The following is a 17,203-nucleotide window of genomic DNA, read 5'->3' on the forward strand; positions in this document are numbered from 1 at the left end:
ATCCCCTTGGCACAGCTCCTGCTATAGCCCCAGCCAGGCAACGCTCGCGCTGCTCCATAAAAACAACTAGATGAAGGATCCTTCGATGGATAACTCCAACACCCTGTCTGCGGGGTCGGTGGCCGCGCCGGCCAAAGAACGCACCACCACCAGCCGGATCAAATCGATCTTCAGCGGCTCGGTGGGCAACATGGTCGAGTGGTATGACTGGTACGTCTATGCCGCCTTCTCGCTGTACTTCGCCAAAGCCTTCTTCCCCAAAGGCGACACCACCGCCCAATTGCTCAACACCGCCGCGATCTTCGCCGTGGGCTTCCTGATGCGCCCGATCGGCGGTTGGCTGATGGGCTTGTATGCGGACTACAAAGGGCGCAAGGCCGCGCTGATGGCCTCGGTGCTGCTGATGTGCTTCGGCTCGCTGATCATCGCCCTCAGCCCCGGCTATGAAACCATCGGTGTCGGCGCGCCGATCCTGCTGGTGTTTGCCCGGCTGCTGCAAGGCTTGTCGGTGGGTGGTGAATACGGCACCTCGGCCACCTACCTCAGCGAGATGGCAACCAAGGAACGCCGTGGTTTCTTCTCCAGCTTCCAATACGTAACCCTGATCTCCGGCCAGCTCATCGCACTGGCGGTGTTGATCGTGCTGCAACAAGTGCTGACCACCGAACAACTCTACGCCTGGGGCTGGCGTATTCCGTTCGCCATTGGCGCCCTGTGTGCCGTGGTCGCGTTATACCTGCGTCGTGGCATGGAAGAAACCGAGTCGTTTACCAAGAAGGAAAAAGCCAAGGAAAGCGCCATGCGCACCTTGCTGCGTCACCCCAAGGAATTGATGACCGTGGTCGGCCTGACCATGGGCGGCACCCTGGCCTTCTACACCTACACCACTTACATGCAGAAGTACCTGGTGAACACCGTCGGCATGAGCATTTCCGACTCCACCACCATTTCGGCGGCGACGCTGTTTCTGTTCATGTGCCTGCAACCCATCATCGGCGGGCTGTCGGACAAGATCGGTCGCCGCCCCATTCTGATTGCCTTCGGCATCCTCGGTACGCTGTTCACCGTGCCGATCCTCACCACCTTGCACACCATCCAGACCTGGTGGGGAGCGTTCTTCCTGATCATGGCGGCGCTGATCATCGTCAGCGGCTACACCTCGATCAACGCGGTTGTCAAAGCCGAACTGTTCCCCACCGAAATCCGCGCCCTGGGCGTGGGCCTGCCGTATGCACTGACCGTATCGATCTTCGGCGGGACCGCTGAATACATCGCGCTGTGGTTCAAGAGCATCGGCATGGAAACCGGTTACTACTGGTACGTGACCGCCTGCATCGCGGTGTCGCTGATGGTCTACGTGACCATGAAAGACACTCGCAAACATTCGCGGATTACTACGAACTAACGGTTGCGTGCAGTAACAAATGTGGGAGCGGGCTTGTCCCCTCCCACATCTAGGGTTCCCACCTTTTCTGCAAGGTGGCCATCTCATTATTTTGAATCAGGACACCTCTGCTATTGGGCTCCGGCCATACCGCCGCTGTGCATACGACGCCCCAGCAATCATCACCACCAGCACCGCCGCCAATACCGCCGAGGACCCAATGGTGCCGAAATCCAAGCCGCCTTTTTCATAGGGCTTGGTCAAGAAGTCGCCCAAGGTCGCACCAAACGGCCGGGTCAACACAAATGCCACCCAGAACAACAGCACCGACGAGATTTGGGTGAAGTACTTGAGCGCTACCACCGCTGCGATGGTCGAGCCAATCAGCAATGCTCCGCCAGCGAAGCCCAACCCCGAATCATCCGCCAGGAAGTCGCCCAGGGCCGTGCCCAGGGTGTTGGAAAACAGGATGGCCATCCAATAGAACAACTCGCCTCGGAACGTCTGCACCTTGTTCACGTTCAGTGAGTCGCCACTGAGGTGCCACAGGGCGAAGATGATCATCAGTATCACGATCAGAATCATCGAACCGGTGGCGTAACCCAGGCCCAGGGTGCGATCCATGAAGTCGGACATAGTAGTGCCTGCAGTGCTGGTGGATAAAATCACGATCCAATACAGCACCGGGTTGTAGGTTTTCGACCAAAGTTGTGTCACCAGAGTGACCAGGAACACGCTGATCAAAATCATCGAGCTAAGGGCGTAACCGACGTTGAGGGTCATCGATAGCAAGTCACCCGCGGTTTCGCCCAGGGTGGTTGCGCAGATTTTCATGACCCAGAACGCCAGGGTGATCTGAGGAAGTTTATTCATGCGGTAGAAGGCTCCGAGGCTCAGTCTTATAAGAGGTGTCGACCTTGGCGCAGACTGAACGGGCCGCTGTGAAAAAGAGGTGGACGCTGAATGAAAATTCTATGGGCGGATGGAAATTCGTCGCTATGGATTGCACTATGGCTGCCTTCCAGAACCCCGCAGCAGGAACCCGGCCATGCCTGACGATATCCACTTCTACGAACCCGCCAACGGCCACGGCCTGCCTCATGATCCGTTCAATGCCATCGTCGGTCCCCGGCCGATTGGCTGGATTTCGTCCCACGACCAAGCAGGCCGCCTGAACCTGGCGCCCTACAGTTTCTTCAATGCGTTCAATTACGTTCCGCCGATCATTGGGTTCTCCAGCGTTGGGCGCAAAGACAGCCTGAACAATATCGAACAGACCGGCGAGTTCGTCTGGAACCTGGCGACTCGCCCACTGGCCGAGCAGATGAATCAGAGCTGCGCGGCGGTGGCGCCCGAGGTGGATGAATTTGCGTTATCCGGCCTGACACCGGTGGCGTCGAAGATCGTCAGCGTGCCACGGGTGGGTGAAAGCCCGGTGTCGTTCGAATGCAAAGTCACCCAGATCATCCAGCTGCAACGCGCCGATCAAACCCTGGTACCGAGCTGGTTGGTGCTGGGCGAAGTGGTTGCGGTGCACATCGCCAAATGGCTGCTCAAGGACGGCATCTACGACACGGCCGCGGCCGAGCCGATTCTGCGCGGCGGTGGCCCGGCGGACTACTTCCAGTTGGGCCCGGAGGCGCTGTTCAAGATGTACCGCCCAGGCGCCAGCAAACCCTGACTGAAATAACCGAAGGCCCCTGCCGCAGTTTTAGCTGGCGCCATTCGCCCAGGTCAGTTGACCCTCTTCATCGACATCGACCAACTGCTCAAGCTGCACGACGGCCGCATCATCGGCATCCGAAGCGGTCTTGAACGTCTGCCCGTCGAGGATCTTGTGAAACCGTGGGGCGCCCATGCCGTCCAGCGCCTTCACGGCGACGGCGGCGCTGTAGCCCCCTTCCCCCGGTACAACAGCGGAAACGGCTTCGTGATGGGCAAATTGTTTACGTGCCATATTGCAGGTCCTGGCCAATGAAAAGTCGGCCATTCTAAACCGCTTCAACCGGCGAGTTGCAGGTACTCGCCATAGGCGTGGGCGGCGGACGCATCGGTGAAGGTCTGGAAGTCCATGCTGCGCACGACCATGTCGTTCAACAGCTCGGTAAAGATCATCAGGGCCGGCGAGTTGAAGTAAGCGCTCATCGCCTGCTCACTGCTCCAAAAACCTGAGACCAACCACACATCGGGGTCGACCTGGGAATGCTGCAACGAGAATTGCAGACAACCCTGCGCCTGACGGCCCGGTTCGATCAAACTGCTCAAGCGTGCACCCAATTCGGTGCTGCACCCGCTGCGGGCGCGGATAAAGGCCATATGGCTTGCGGGAATGGGGGTGGACATATTCGACTCTCCCGTTGAGAAGTGATGCTCGGCAAGCACTGTGAGGGGCGTGTTGCCACAGGATCAACAATAGCGGCGCGGGCGCGTAGTCGGTTAGTCGATTCCTGCCAGCTTATTGCACAATCCTGCGAGAAGCCTGAAACCGCTGTGCAGACCCGCGGTTTCAGGCAAAGCAAGAACGCCATATTACAGGCCCGTGACCGGTAACGGGCTTGCCTGATTCACGACAGGCCGCAGGATCAGGCAAGGATTGTGCAGAATCGACCTAACACTTTTTCAATAGCCGCCACTAAGCTGAGCTCCATCCAAGCACCGCCCAGAGGACCTCCCATGCCGTCGCTCGACCACCTCTCCCCGCCCCTCGATGCCGAGATGGAAAAACAGCGTGCCGAACTCGCCAGCATCGTGCATCGGCATACCTGGGAAGACGGCTCTTACGGCACGGCAATTACTTCGCTGTTCATGAACCGCCACAACACGCCGCGGGATTTCGCGCCGGTGCTGGTGGAGCCCGCGCTGTGCATCCTCGCCAGTGGCAGCAAGGAAGTGCGCCTGGCCGACGAGGTCTTCGCCTACGACCCCCTCAATTACCTGGTGTTCTCGGTGGCGATGCCGGTGGCCGGGCGGATCATCGACGCCACACCCGAGGACCCGAACCTGTCGGTGCGTATCAATATCGACCCGGCCCAGTTGACCGCCCTGATCGCCGAAGCCGGCCCCATGGGCGTGCCCACGCGCCCGACCTCCCGCGGGATGTACGTGGACCGCATCGACACCCAGCTGCTCGACGCCGTGCTGCGCCTGGCGCGTTTATTGGACACGCCCAAAGATATCGCCATGCTCGCGCCGTTGATCAACCGGGAGATCCTCTACCGCTTGCTGCGTGGGCCGCAGGGCTATCGGCTGTATGAAATTGCCGTGGCCAACAGCCAGAGCCATCGAGTCAGCCAGGCGATCAAATGGCTCAACGGCAACTATGAGCAACCCCTGCGCATCGATGACCTTGCCAAGGAAGTGAACCTGAGCGTGTCGACCTTGCACCATCGCTTCAAGGCGATCACGGCAATGAGCCCGCTGCAGTACCAGAAGCAGCTGCGTTTACAGGAAGCGCGACGCCTGATGATCGCCGAAGGGTTGGAAGCGTCGGCGGCAGGCTATCGGGTGGGGTATGAAAGCCCATCGCAGTTCAGCCGCGAGTACAGCCGCTTGTTCGGCGCACCACCGCTACGGGATCTGGCGCGGCTGCGCCAAAGCATCTGACACACGAGAGAAAACCATTGCGGCCGAGGGCGTGCTCGATAGCAGTGCGTCGGCGGCAAATGGGCTGACTGAGCCACTGCTATCGGGGGCAAGTCGAATCGTCGCACCGCCCCTCCCATATTTGTCCGGTAGTCTTATCAGTCCAGGGTTCGGGGCAGTTGCAGGGTGACGCGCAAGCCGCCCTCGCGCAGGTTCTGCAAACTCACTTCGCCGCCATGGCTGTGGGCGATGTTGCGTGCGATACCCAACCCCAGGCCGTAGCCTTGTTGCTGGCCGGCGAGGCGAAAGTGCGGTTCGAAGACTTGCTCCAGACGCTGCTCCGGCACACCGGGGCCTTCATCGTCCACATGCAGGATGAACTGCACGCCATCGTCCTCGATATGCAGATGAGCGTTTTGCCCGTACTTCAACGCGTTGTCGATCAGGTTGCCGATGCAGCGCTTGAGCGCCAACGGTTTGCCCGGGTAAGTCGTCAGCGCCATGCCGTCCAGGGTTACGCGACCGTTGCCGCTGGGCGCCACGTAGGGCTCCACCAGGCATTCGAGCACATGGTTGAGGTCCACTGGCTGGATGTTCTCGTGGATATCGGTGTCCTTCACGCATTGCAGCGCGCCCTTGACCAACAGTTCCAGCTCATCCAGGTCGCGACCGAACTTGGCTTGCAGGTTCTCATCTTCAAGCAGCTCCACGCGCAGGCGCAGACGTGTGATCGGCGTGCGCAGGTCGTGGGAAATTGCACTGAACAACTGGCTGCGCTCGGTCAGGTAGCGGCTGATGCGTTCGCGCATGGCGTTGAATGCACGCCCCACTTCGACCACCTCGCTGCCGCCGCCTTCGGCTACCGGTTCGACGTCGGCGCCCAGGGACATATCCCGTGCCGCCCGCGCCAGGCGCTTGAGGGGCCGGCTCTGCCAGTGCACCAACAAACCGATAAACAGCAATAGAAGGCCGCTGGTCAACACGATGAACCACACCTGCTGAGACGGCAGGCCCTGTTCTTCGAGGCTGGTGTAGGGTTCGGGCAGCAGCGAAGCGATATACAGCCATTCGCCGGGCGCCAGTTGGATCTGGGTCACCAGCACTGGCGGGTTCACCGGCTCCAGGGTCAGCGCGTAATGGGCCCAGGACCGTGGCAATTCATCGAGCTTGAGGCCCGCGTTGAAAATCCGCAGGTCTTCGGCGCTGACGAATTCCACCGAGATATGCACATCGGCGCCCAGGGTCTGGCGCAACACTTCATCCACCGCTACCAGCACCGCTTGTTTGCGCGGAGTTTCAGGCAGTACTTGCATGTCGAGGGGGCGATCGTTGAGGGTCACCACAAAGCGAGTGCCGCCCATGCTGCGCAGTTGGTCGAGCACCAATGGGCGATAGGCCACCGGCAGGGAACGGAAGTAACTCACGCTGGCGGTCATCGAATGCGCCAGGCTGCGCGCGCTGGTGACCAGGCCTTCGAGCTGGGTAGCGCGCAATTGCGAGACCCAGATCACGCTGGACAGCGCCTGGGCGAACAGCACCACCAGCAACGTGAGCAACAACATGCGCCCCAATAGCGAGCGTGGCACCGGAAAGCGGCGGCGACGTTCGGCTACTGGTTCAGTGGGCATTGCCGGCAACCACGTTGGCTGCCAGTTGATAGCCGCTGCCGCGCACGGTGCGGATCAGCCGTGGAGGCTTTTCGGTATCGCGCAGGCGTTGGCGCAGACGGCTGACCGCCATGTCGACGATACGGTCCAGCGGCATCAGGTCGCGGCCACGGGTGGCGTTGCCGATGGTGTCGCGGTCGAGAATTTCCTGGGGATGATCGAGAAACAATTTGAGCAGGGCAAAGTCGGCGCCGGACAGAATCACTTCTTCGCCATCGACGTGAAACAGGCGGTGGCTGATCATGTCCAGTCGCCACTCGTCGAACACCACCACGTCGCCGCCGGTATTGCGCTCCTGGCCGAACTGACAACGGCGCAACAGCGCTTTGATCCGCGCTTGCAGCTCACGTGGGCTGAACGGCTTACCGATGTAGTCATCGGCGCCCAGCTCCAGGCCGATCACGCGGTCGGCTTCGTCGGAGCTGGCGGTGAGCATGATGATCGGCACCTGCGCCTGGCGCGGGTGCTGGCGAACCCAGCGACACAGGCTGAAACCGTCTTCGTCCGGCAACATCACATCAAGGATCACCAGATCGCACGGCGCGTCGTTCATCGCCTGACGAAACCCCGCGCCATCGGCCACGCCCCGCACCTGGAAGCCGGCGCGACTGAGGTAGGTTTGCAGCAATTCGCGGATTTCCTGGTCGTCGTCGACCAGGAGAATGGATTTACTGATAACGCTCACGAGGGGCCTCCTTGTTGTTATGGGGTGTTGTTGCTGGCCTCATCGGGGGCAAGCTCCCTCCCACACGGCTGTGGGTGGCTATCACTGCCTAAGCAAATGCCTGTTCTAACGCCACACCCGCCCCGGTCAAGCCAGAATACGGCGCCGTCACCAGCCACACCGGAATACCGTTGAAGTACTCGCTCATGCAGCCTTTGTCACGAAAGCTCTTGGCAAAGCCGCTGTGGATAAAGAAGTCGGCAAATCTCGGAATCACCCCGCCCACGATATACACGCCGCCGCGCGCGCCGGTGGTGAGCACGTTGTTACCGGCCACACGACCCAGCCAGATGCTGAACTGATCCAATACTTCCATGGCGATCGGATCGCCGGCCAGGCCTGCCGCCGTGATGGCTTCGGGCGTGTCCAGCACCGGCACATGACCGTCCACCGCACAAATCGCCCGATACAGACGCGGCAAGCCGCCGCCGCTCAAGGCAGTTTCGGCGCTAACGTGGCCGATCTCGTTGTAAATGTGCTGCCACAGCTGGGTTTCCCGTGGGCTGCTCAGGGGCAGGTCGACATGGCCGCCCTCCCCCGGCAACGCCGCGAACCGGCCGGCGCCAAGGTCCAGCAAGGTGCCGACCCCCAGCCCGGTGCCTGGGCCGATCACCACCGCTGGGCGCAACGGCTCGGGCGTGCCTTCGCAAACCACGCGGAATTCGTCGGGTTGCAGGCGCGTCATGCCCAGGGCCATGGCCGAGAAATCGTTGACCAGCAGCAGTTCATCCACCTGCAACGTTTTGCAGAATGCGGTCTTGCTCAAGCGCCAGTGATTGTTGGTGAACTTGAACTCATCGCCACTCACCGGCCCCGCCACTGACAGGCACACCGCGCCGATGTCGCCGACGCTCAGGCCCTCTTCCTTGAGGTAGACCTGGATGGCCGCCTCAGGGCTGTCGTGATCCGCCGTGGCGTGCACGCGGATCGAATGCAGGGCTTGATCCCGCCACAACGCGAAACGGGCGTTGGTACCACCGATGTCACCGACCAGCGCTAACTTCACTTAAGCGTCTCCAGGGCAGAGGTAAAGGCGCTGGCGCCCTGCTCTGCGGAGCTTGCGGCCAAGCGCATAAATGCAAACAGCTCGCGACCGGCCCCCACGTTATTGCCCAACAGGCCCGTGGCAGGCGCTCGCGCTGCAAATTCTTCGGCGTCCACCTTAAGCTCCAGGGTGCCTTTGACGCCATCCACGCGAATGATATCGCCATCGCGCACGCGCGCCAGCGGCCCGCCGCTTTGGGCTTCGGGGTTTACATGGATCGCGGCGGGAATCTTACCCGACGCGCCGGACATGCGCCCGTCTGTTACCAACGCCACTTTGAAACCACGGTCCTGCAACACACCAAGGAACGGCGTCATTTTGTGCAGTTCCGGCATGCCATTGGAGCGCGGGCCCTGGAAGCGCATCACCGCCACGAAATCTTTTTCCAACTCGCCGGCCTTGAACGCGTCGGCCAGGTCCTGCTGGTCCTGGAACACCACCGCCGGCGCTTCGACGATCTGGTGCTCAAGGGCCACGGCGGAGACTTTCATTACGCCACGACCGAGGTTGCCCTCCATCACCCGCAGCCCGCCTTCGGGCGAGAACGCACGGGCCACCGGGCGCAGGATGGCTTCGTCGAGGCTTTCGATGGGGCCGTCGCGCCAGATCAGCTCGCCGTCGACCAGGAACGGTTCCTGGGTGTAGCGGCTCAGGCCTTTGCCGGCCACGGTGTTGACGTCTTCATGCAACAGGCCGGCTTCCAGCAGCTCACGGATCAGGAACGACATACCGCCCGCTGCCTGGAAGTGGTTGATATCGGCTTTGCCGTTTGGATAAACGTGGGACAGAGTCGGCACCACCTCGGAGAGGTCGGCCATGTCCTGCCAGGTCAGGATGATGCCCGCCGACATGGCGATGGCCGGCATGTGCAGGGTGTGGTTGGTGGAGCCGCCGGTGGCATTCAGGGCCACGATGGAGTTGACGATGGATTTTTCGTCGACTATCTCGCCGATCGGCGTGAAGTTGCCGTTGGCCTTGGTCAGACGCGTGACCTGGTGCGCGGCTTCGCGGGTCAACGCATCGCGCAGCGGTGTATACGGGTTGACGAATGACGCGCCCGGCAGGTGCAGGCCCATCACTTCCATCAGCAGTTGGTTGGTGTTGGCGGTGCCGTAGAAGGTGCAGGTGCCGGGGCTGTGGTAGGACTGCATCTCCGATTCCAGCAGCTCCTCGCGGCTGGCCTTGCCTTCGGCGTAGCGCTGGCGCACATCGGCTTTCTGTTTGTTGGAGATGCCCGACGGCATCGGCCCGCCGGGCACGAAGATCATCGGCAAATGCCCGTAGCGCAGCGCGCCCATCATCAGGCCCGGCACGATCTTGTCGCAGATGCCCAGCATCAGCGCCGCATCGAACATGTTGTGGGACAGCGCCACCGCCGTGGACATGGCGATGACTTCACGACTGAGCAGGCTCAGCTCCATGCCCGGTTCGCCCTGAGTCACGCCGTCGCACATCGCCGGAGTGCCGCCGGCGAATTGGCCGACCGAGCCCACTTCGCGTAGGGCTTTCTTTATTTGTTCAGGGAAATGTTCGTAGGGCTGATGCGCTGAGAGCATGTCGTTATATGAAGAAACAATTGCCACGTTGGCGGCATTCATCATGCGCAGGCTCTGTTTGTCTTCGGTGCCGCAACCAGCCACGCCATGGGCAAAGTTGGCGCATTGCAGCTTACCGCGCATCGGACCGTCGCTGGCTGCGCCGCGGATGAGCGCAAGGTAAGCCTCGCGGGTGGCGCGGCTGCGGGCGATAAGCCGTTCGGTGACCTCAAGGACGCGGGGATGCATGTGTAGAACTCCAGGCTAACGGATGTGGCGACCTGAGTGTCTATGCTGATCAAACGCCCACAGCGCATGGGATGGCAGGGTGTCGTTTGGATCATCGGACCAGTTGATTCAGGTCACTCGTTGTAGATTGAACAAAATATTGCCACTAAAAAGGCTTGTTTTCTATTTTTATGCGAATAATCTTGTAATTCTTACAACAAATCGACGACAGGCACTTTCCAATGACTCTTCGTATCGCAATCAATGGTTTTGGCCGTATCGGCCGCAATGTCCTGCGCGCACTGTATACCCAAGGCTACCGCCAGGATTTGCAGATCGTCGCCATCAATGATCTGGGCGACAGTTCGATCAATGCCCACTTGCTCAAATTCGATACCGTACACGGTACTTTCGATGCAGAGGTCGCCCACGATCAGGAAAGCCTGACCGTCAACGGTGACCGGATCGCCGTCAGTGCTATTCGCAACCCGGCCGAGCTGCCGTGGGCCGCGCTGAATATCGACGTGGTGTTCGAATGCACCGGTCTGTTCACCGACCGCGCCAAAGCCGCCGCCCATATCAGCGCCGGCGCGCGCAAGGTGATCATCTCCGCCCCGGCCAAGGGCGCGGACGCCACCGTGGTCTACGGCGTGAACCATGACATTCTGCGCCAATCCCACCAGATCATCTCCAACGCTTCGTGCACCACCAACTGCCTGGCGCCGGTGGCCCAGGTGCTGCACCGTGAGCTGGGCATCGAAAGCGGCCTGATGACCACGATCCACGCCTACACCAACGACCAGAACCTGACCGACGTTTACCACACCGACCCATACCGCGCGCGTTCGGCCACCCAGAACATGATCCCAAGCAAGACCGGCGCTGCCGAAGCGGTCGGCCTGGTGCTGCCGGAACTGGCGGGCAAACTGACCGGCATGGCCGTGCGCGTGCCGGTAATCAACGTGTCCCTGGTGGACCTCACCGTGCAACTGAAGCAAGAAGCCACCGCCGAGCAAGTCAACGCGCTGCTCAAGGACGCCAGCCAGCACTCCAAGATCCTCGGCTACAACACCCTGCCGCTGGTTTCCAGTGACTTCAACCACAACCCGCTGTCGTCGATCTTCGATGCCAATCACACCAAGGTCAGCGGTAAATTGCTGAAAGTGCTCGCCTGGTATGACAACGAGTGGGGCTTCTCCAACCGTATGCTGGATAACTGCCTGGCACTCTGCAACGCCGAGTAATGGTGGTTGTGCGGGAGGGGGGGCAAGCTCCCTCCCGCATTGGCTTTGCATTGAGCAACAGAGGAATAGCCACTTGCCATTTGCGTTGATGATAAGCATTATCATTAACTGCCTATCGGTCTGGTGTCACTGTGAGCCAATCTCGCTTCAACCATGTCTTCCTCACTCAACGGGCGATTCTGCTGCGCACCCTGCAACGCATGGTGCATAACCACAGCACCGCCGAAGACTTGCTGCAGGAAACCTACCTGCGCGTGACCCGGGCCCTGAACGAGCGGCCGATCGATCACCTGGAACCTTTCGTCTATCAAACAGCGCGCAATCTGGCGTTGGATCATCTACGCGCGCGCAAAATCCAGGCCCGCACCCTGCAAGAAGACGTACCGCTGCAGATTCTGCAAAGCGTCGTCGCCCCCACCACCACCCCCGAGGATGCGACCCAGGCCGAGCAACTGCTGGAGCACCTGAGCGTCAGCCTGGGCCAATTGAGCGCGCGTCAGCAGCAGATTTTCATCCTCAGTCGCCTGCACGGTTGCAGCTATCAGGAGATTGCCGACCAGTTGGGTGTGTCCTTGAGCACGGTGCAGAAGGAACTGAAATTGATCATGGCCATCTGCGTAGGTGTGGCCGAACGGCTGGATCAGTCTTAAGCTTCATCCCACAGAAGTGTCGACGCAGGCCGTAGGAAAATTGAATAAAAACGTGGCGAAGACCCGAGGAACCCCGTGACCGACCCCAATAACCCGCGCCCCGAAGCGCTGGCGCATGAGGTGCTGCAAGACCCGGCGATGGACCAGGCCCTCGATTGGCTGATCGCCCTGCAGTGCCCGCAGCCCGGCCAGCAGGCTGAGTTCCAAGCCTGGCTGGCCCGCGATCCGGCCCATGCTCACGCCTTCGATAAAGCCCAAGCCGCCTGGGGCGGCGCGCCGGTACACAGCGCCGCCGTGGCCCTGGCCGCGCCGCGCAAACCCAGCGCCTGGCGCCGTATCCAACCGCACTGGAAACCCCTGGCTACCGCCGCCGTGCTGGTGATCGGGCTGTTCAGCTTCAGCAGTCTGCCGATGCGCCTGCAAGCCGACCACCTCACCGTGGTCGGTGAACGTCAGCGCCTGCAACTGGACGAAGGCGCCAACGTGTTGCTCAACACCAACTCGGCGTTTTCCAGCCGCGTTCAGAACCACCAGCGCATCGCCCGCCTCTATCAGGGCGAAGCGTTTTTCGACGTGGCGGCCACCCATGGCCTGCCCCTGGAAATCGATGCCGGCCCGGTGCGCGCCAGCGTAAGTGACACCGCGTTCGCCGTGCGCTACCTCGATGGCGAGGCACAAGTGCAGGTGCAACGCGGCGATGTGGACCTGAGCAACACCTTCGACGACGCCCGGGTGCGCCTGAGCGCAGGGGAAAGTATCCGCATCGGCCCCAAGGGCTTCGGCCAGCCGGCCAAGCTGGATGCCAACAAAGACCTGGCCTGGGTGCGGGGCCGGCTGATTTTCGAAAACTGCCCTTTGAGCGAGGTGCTTGCCGAACTACGTCGCTACTACCCCGGCTGGATCGTCAACACCAACGAGCAACTCGCCAGTGTCGCCGTCACCGGTAATTACCGCCTCGACCAACCTCTGGATGTTGTGCGCTCACTGGCCCACATCACTTCGGCCACGCTCTCGGAATACCCCGCGCTGGTGATCTTGAACTAAATGAGAATTATTTTTACTCGATAGCCAGCGGTGGTACGTCTCGTCTTAGCCAATGCAACTAATTCCTATTTGGAAAGGTTCGCAACTATAAGATTCGTACCCCGGAGCGCTCTCGATGTCCTCTCGTTTCAACCGCCGGTCTTCTTCGCCCGTTCTGTCCTTGCTCACCGCCGCCATCCTGTTGGCCGGCATACCCGCCGTCAGCGCCACGGCCGCCGAACCGGCGCCGCGCAGCCACGGCAATTATCAATTCAGCATCGAACAACAGCCGCTGGTCTCGGCCCTCAATGCCTTTACCGCGGTGACTGGCTGGCAAGTGGGCCTGCCGGCGGAACTCGGCCAGGGCGTGTCCTCTCCGGGCGTGCGCGGCCCATTGCCGCCGGAAAAAGCCCTGGATCGGCTGTTGGTGGGGACCAACCTGAGCTATCGCAAACTGGGCAATAACAACATTGTTCTAGAGAGACGCGCCGCCGGCAGCACCCTCAACCTGCAACAGGTGACCATCAGCGCCACCCGCAACGCCCAGGACGTCGACAGCGTACCGAGCACCGTCAGCGTGCACGAGCGCGAGGAACTCGACCGCCAGAACGTCAACACCATTCGCGACCTGGCCCGCTATGAACCTGGGGTTTCGGTGGGCGGCGCCGGCACCCGTTCGGGCAATGCCGGTTTCAACATCCGCGGCATCGACGGCGACCGCATTCTCACCCAGGTGGACGGCGTGGAAGTGCCGGACAACTTCTTCAACGGCCCCTACGCCAAGACGCGCCGCAACTACGTCGATCCGGAAATCGTCAAGCGCGTGGAGATTCTGCGCGGCCCGGCCTCGGCCCTGTACGGCAGCAGCGCCATCGGCGGTGCCGTGAGTTACTTCACCCTCGACCCGGACGACATCATCAAGCCCGGCCAGGATGTCGGTGCGCGCCTGAAGACCGGCTACAGCTCCGCCGACGAGAGCTGGCTAACCTCCGGCACCTTCGCCGGCCGCGTGGGCGACGTCGACGGTTTGCTGCACCTGAGCCAGCGCAACGGCCATGAAACCGAATCCTACAACGGCAACAACGCCACCGGCCTGGCCCGCACCGGCGCCAACCCGGAAGACGCACGCACCACCAACGTACTGGCCAAGCTCGGGTGGAACTACGGCGAGGATAACCGCCTGGGCCTGACCTACGAAAAGTACAAGGATGACCGCGACGTCAACTTGAAGAACGCCGTGGGTGGTCCGTTCATCGGTGGCCGAGGGTTCAACCTGTACCGTGATCGTCGAGGCAACGACACCATCACCCGCGAGCGTTTCGGCCTGGAAAACAGCTTCGCGCTTGAGTCGCCGATTGCCGATCGCATCAAGACCAGCCTCAATTACCAGATCGCCAAGACCGACCAGACCACTGCCGAGATCTATCAGTCAGGCCGTCGCGTCCTGCGCACGCGCGACACGCTCTACCAGGAAAAACAGTGGGTTTTCGATGCGCAGTTAGACAAAGCATTCAGCCTGGGTGCCACCGATCACCAAGTGACCTACGGCACCACCCTCAAGCAGCAGAAGGTCACCGGCTCGCGGGAGGGCAGCGCGACGTGCCTGGCCGTTGGCAGCGGTTGCACCGCCATCGGCGCGCCCAGCCCAATGGCCAGTGACAGCGTGAAGAAGTCCAGCGACTTTCCCGACCCGACCATCAACACCTACTCGCTGTTCGCCCAGGATCAGATCGCCTGGGACAAATGGACCTTCCTGCCGGCCGTGCGCTACGACTACACCCGGCTCAAGCCCAAGCTGACCCAGGAGTTCCTCAACACCGTCAACCCGACCGGCGCGGACCCGGTGAGTGACAAGGAAAAAACCTGGCACCGTATAACGCCCAAGTTTGGCCTGACGTACGCCCTGACCGATCAATACACCTGGTTCGGCCAATACGCCGAAGGTTTCCGTACACCGTCCGCCAAGGCCCTGTACGGGCGCTTTGAAAACCTCAATCTGGGCTACACGGTCGAACCGAACCCCGACCTCAAGCCAGAAACCAGCAAAGGCGTCGAAACCGGGATTCGCGGCAAGTTCGACGAGGGCTCTTTTGAAATCGCGTTGTTTTATAACAAGTACCGCAACTTTATCGACGAAGACAATGCGGTCGTCGGGGGCACGGTTGAACAGTTCCAGGCGGTCAATATCAAGCGCGCCACCATCAAGGGCGCGGAAGCCAAAGGCCGCCTGAACCTGGATGCTTTCGGCGCCCCGCAAGGCCTCTATACCCAGGGTGCGGTTTCCTATGCCTACGGCCGCAACGACGATAACGGCGAGCCGCTGAACAGCGTCAACCCGCTTAAGGGCGTATTGGGCCTGGGCTATGACCAGGACAACTACGGTGGCCTGTTGAGCTGGACCCTGGTGAAAAAACAGAACCGCGTTGACAGCAGTACCTTCCACGCGCCGGACGGCGATACCAGCGGCCCGTTCAAAACCCCAGGATTCGGCGTGGTCGACCTGACGGCCTTCTACAAAGTGACTGACGACGTGACCATCAACGGCGGCGTCTACAACCTCACCGACAAGAAATACTGGAACTGGGATGACGTGCGCAGCTACGACAGCGTCGGCGAAGCGGCTGTGACCGGTCCGGCCAACCTCGACCGCCTGACCCAGCCCGGGCGCAACTTTGCCGTCAATGTGATCTGGGATATCTGACCGCATCGACCTCACTTCGCCGAAATGTCAGCGGCGAGGTGAGGATTTTTTACTGTGCTGCGTCTTCTTGTTCGTCTAGTTGATAACCACTCTCTTTAAGAACAACCCGGCGCCCCCCTATCAAGGACTTTTTCATGACCGCTTCCCCTACCGCAGAACGCCCAAGCCTGCGCTCCCAGCGCCTGAACCAGATCACCCACGCCCCGCACGCCAAGCTCGACGCGCTAGTCAAGGCCCACGCCCCATTCGAGACCCAGGCCAACTTCGCGCGGTTCGTGGTGGCGCAATACCTGTTCCAATCGGAACTGGTGGCGCTGTACACCGATCCCGAGCTGATCAAGCTGGTACCGGACCTGGCCGAACGCTGCCGCGCCGAAGCCGCCAGGCTGGACCTGGCCGACCTGGAGACCGACGTGCCAGCCCCAGTCCCGGGCGCACTGAAAAACCCAAGCAAGGCCGAAGCCCTGGGCTGGTTGTTTGTGTCCGAAGGTTCCAAGCTGGGCGCTGCGTTCCTGATCAAGCGCGCCGTGGGCCTGGGCCTGAGCGACACCTTTGGTGCACGTCATTTGGGTGAGCCGGCCGGCGGACGCGCCGAAGGCTGGAAAAGCTTCACCCGCACCCTGGATGCACTGCAATTGAGCGCCGAAGAAGAAGCGGCAGCGGAAAAAGGCGCGATTGACGCGTTTGTACGCTTCACCGTTTTGCTGGAACAGGCGTACGCTAGCGCCCCAGAACTGGCCTGATCTCGCTTTTGAAATGCAATCGACTGTGGGAGGGGGCTTGCCCCCGATGACGGCGGGTCAGTTTCCTATTTGTTGGCTGATGCACGGCAATCGAGGCCAAGCCCCCTCCCACCTTTGTCTTTGTTTTTTCCCGAATCTGCATATCCCATGACCCGCCAGACCCAATCCACTTCGAAAATCGCCCAGCTCCTCTTCGGCCTGCTGGCTTATGTGAGCCTGGGCATCGGCTTGATTGCGATTGTGGTGCCGGGGTTGCCCACCACCGAATTCATCCTGCTGGCCGCCTGGGCCGCGACCAAAAGCTCGCCGCGCCTGAGCGCGTGGCTGGAGAACCACCGCCTGTTCGGACCCATCCTGTTCAACTGGCGCAACGGCAAGATCATCGCCCGGCGCGCCAAAATCAGCGCCACCGTGAGCATGTTGCTGTGCGCGATCCTGATGCTGGTGATGCTCGACCATGGCTGGCCGGTGTACCTGGCAATCGTCGGCATGAGCCTGGGCAACCTATGGATCTGGTCGCGCCCCGAGAGGCTGCCAGCCCCCGCGTAACAAAGGCTGTAGTTGTTTTCCTACCGCTTATCGCCTTCTGCTCATGAATCGATCCGTTGCGCCGATGTTGCAGACATAGCGCTGAATGGACTTGGCCGTGCCTTGCCCACCACTACGTCCATTCGTGA

At 61.1% G+C, this 17,203-nt stretch carries 16 protein-coding genes; 9 read left to right on the forward strand and 7 right to left on the reverse strand.

What is annotated here, in order from left to right; all coding sequences use genetic code 11:
* Positions 1-85: 85 nt before the first annotated feature.
* The gene (locus QRN41_RS08270; protein WP_034139157.1) at positions 86-1,405 is read left to right on the forward strand and encodes an MFS transporter; all 1,320 of its coding nucleotides are present in this window, start codon (positions 86-88) and stop codon (positions 1,403-1,405) included.
* A 96-nt stretch (positions 1,406-1,501) separates the two neighbouring features.
* Here QRN41_RS08270 and QRN41_RS08275 read toward each other — a convergent pair whose 3' ends face one another.
* Positions 1,502-2,257 (reverse strand): COG4705 family protein, encoded by a 756-nt coding sequence (locus QRN41_RS08275; RefSeq protein WP_047881973.1) that lies wholly within the window; start codon positions 2,255-2,257, stop codon positions 1,502-1,504.
* Between the two features lie 175 nt (positions 2,258-2,432).
* On the opposite strand from QRN41_RS08275, the gene QRN41_RS08280 reads away from it, so the two are divergent.
* A complete protein-coding gene (locus QRN41_RS08280; protein WP_034114995.1) occupies positions 2,433-3,065 on the forward strand; it encodes a flavin reductase family protein in 633 nt (210 codons plus the stop codon).
* Positions 3,066-3,095: 30 nt separating this feature from the next.
* Here the strand turns inward: QRN41_RS08280 and QRN41_RS08285 are convergent, their stop codons facing one another.
* A complete protein-coding gene (locus tag QRN41_RS08285; protein ID WP_094065458.1) occupies positions 3,096-3,341 on the reverse strand; it encodes a hypothetical protein in 246 nt (81 codons plus the stop codon).
* Positions 3,342-3,385: 44 nt separating this feature from the next.
* Entirely contained in the window at positions 3,386-3,727 is a 342-nt protein-coding gene (locus tag QRN41_RS08290) for an antibiotic biosynthesis monooxygenase family protein (protein WP_034100252.1), read from the reverse strand.
* A 330-nt stretch (positions 3,728-4,057) separates the two neighbouring features.
* Between QRN41_RS08290 and QRN41_RS08295 the strand changes: the two genes are divergently transcribed.
* Complete coding sequence (locus tag QRN41_RS08295; protein ID WP_034114996.1) at positions 4,058-4,987, forward strand: AraC family transcriptional regulator; 930 nt, start codon at positions 4,058-4,060, stop codon at positions 4,985-4,987.
* A gap of 137 nt (positions 4,988-5,124) precedes the next feature.
* Here the strand turns inward: QRN41_RS08295 and QRN41_RS08300 are convergent, their stop codons facing one another.
* The 4 genes from QRN41_RS08300 to edd all read right to left on the reverse strand — a co-directional run bounded on the left by QRN41_RS08300 (position 5,125) and on the right by edd (position 10,186).
* Positions 5,125-6,594, reverse strand: coding sequence for an ATP-binding protein (locus QRN41_RS08300; protein ID WP_034139159.1), 1,470 nt, complete (start codon positions 6,592-6,594; stop codon positions 5,125-5,127).
* Positions 6,584-7,318 (reverse strand): response regulator, encoded by a 735-nt coding sequence (locus QRN41_RS08305; protein ID WP_034100258.1) that lies wholly within the window; start codon positions 7,316-7,318, stop codon positions 6,584-6,586. The genes QRN41_RS08300 and QRN41_RS08305 overlap by 11 nt, the downstream gene beginning before the upstream one ends.
* An 88-nt stretch (positions 7,319-7,406) precedes the next feature.
* Entirely contained in the window at positions 7,407-8,363 is a 957-nt protein-coding gene (locus QRN41_RS08310; protein ID WP_034100260.1) for a glucokinase, read from the reverse strand.
* The gene (edd, locus tag QRN41_RS08315; RefSeq protein WP_034100262.1) at positions 8,360-10,186 is read right to left on the reverse strand and encodes a phosphogluconate dehydratase; all 1,827 of its coding nucleotides are present in this window, start codon (positions 10,184-10,186) and stop codon (positions 8,360-8,362) included. Before edd ends, QRN41_RS08310 begins: the two co-directional genes overlap by 4 nt.
* Before the next feature lie 221 nt (positions 10,187-10,407).
* Between edd and gap the strand changes: the two genes are divergently transcribed.
* The 6 genes from gap to QRN41_RS08345 all read left to right on the forward strand — a co-directional run bounded on the left by gap (position 10,408) and on the right by QRN41_RS08345 (position 17,075).
* Positions 10,408-11,409, forward strand: coding sequence for a type I glyceraldehyde-3-phosphate dehydrogenase (gap, locus tag QRN41_RS08320; RefSeq protein WP_034114997.1), 1,002 nt, complete (start codon positions 10,408-10,410; stop codon positions 11,407-11,409).
* A 131-nt stretch (positions 11,410-11,540) separates the two neighbouring features.
* On the forward strand, positions 11,541-12,059 hold the full coding sequence (locus tag QRN41_RS08325; protein ID WP_034114998.1) for an RNA polymerase sigma factor: 519 nt from the start codon (positions 11,541-11,543) through the stop codon (positions 12,057-12,059).
* Positions 12,060-12,134: 75 nt separating this feature from the next.
* Complete coding sequence (locus QRN41_RS08330) at positions 12,135-13,103, forward strand: FecR family protein (RefSeq protein WP_167416656.1); 969 nt, start codon at positions 12,135-12,137, stop codon at positions 13,101-13,103.
* 115 nt (positions 13,104-13,218) lie between these two features.
* Positions 13,219-15,783 carry a TonB-dependent receptor gene (locus tag QRN41_RS08335; protein ID WP_167416655.1) on the forward strand — a complete coding sequence of 855 codons (2,565 nt, stop codon included), beginning with the start codon at positions 13,219-13,221 and terminating at the stop codon, positions 15,781-15,783.
* Positions 15,784-15,917: 134 nt separating this feature from the next.
* Positions 15,918-16,526 carry a biliverdin-producing heme oxygenase gene (locus QRN41_RS08340; protein WP_034100272.1) on the forward strand — a complete coding sequence of 203 codons (609 nt, stop codon included), beginning with the start codon at positions 15,918-15,920 and terminating at the stop codon, positions 16,524-16,526.
* Between the two features lie 147 nt (positions 16,527-16,673).
* A complete protein-coding gene (locus QRN41_RS08345) occupies positions 16,674-17,075 on the forward strand; it encodes a YbaN family protein (RefSeq protein WP_034100274.1) in 402 nt (133 codons plus the stop codon).
* The last annotated feature ends 128 nt before the right edge of the window (positions 17,076-17,203 follow it).

The sequence above is a fragment of the Pseudomonas sp. efr-133-TYG-23 genome (genome assembly GCF_030209215.1).
Classification (GTDB): Bacteria; Pseudomonadota; Gammaproteobacteria; order Pseudomonadales; family Pseudomonadaceae; genus Aquipseudomonas; species Aquipseudomonas rhodesiae.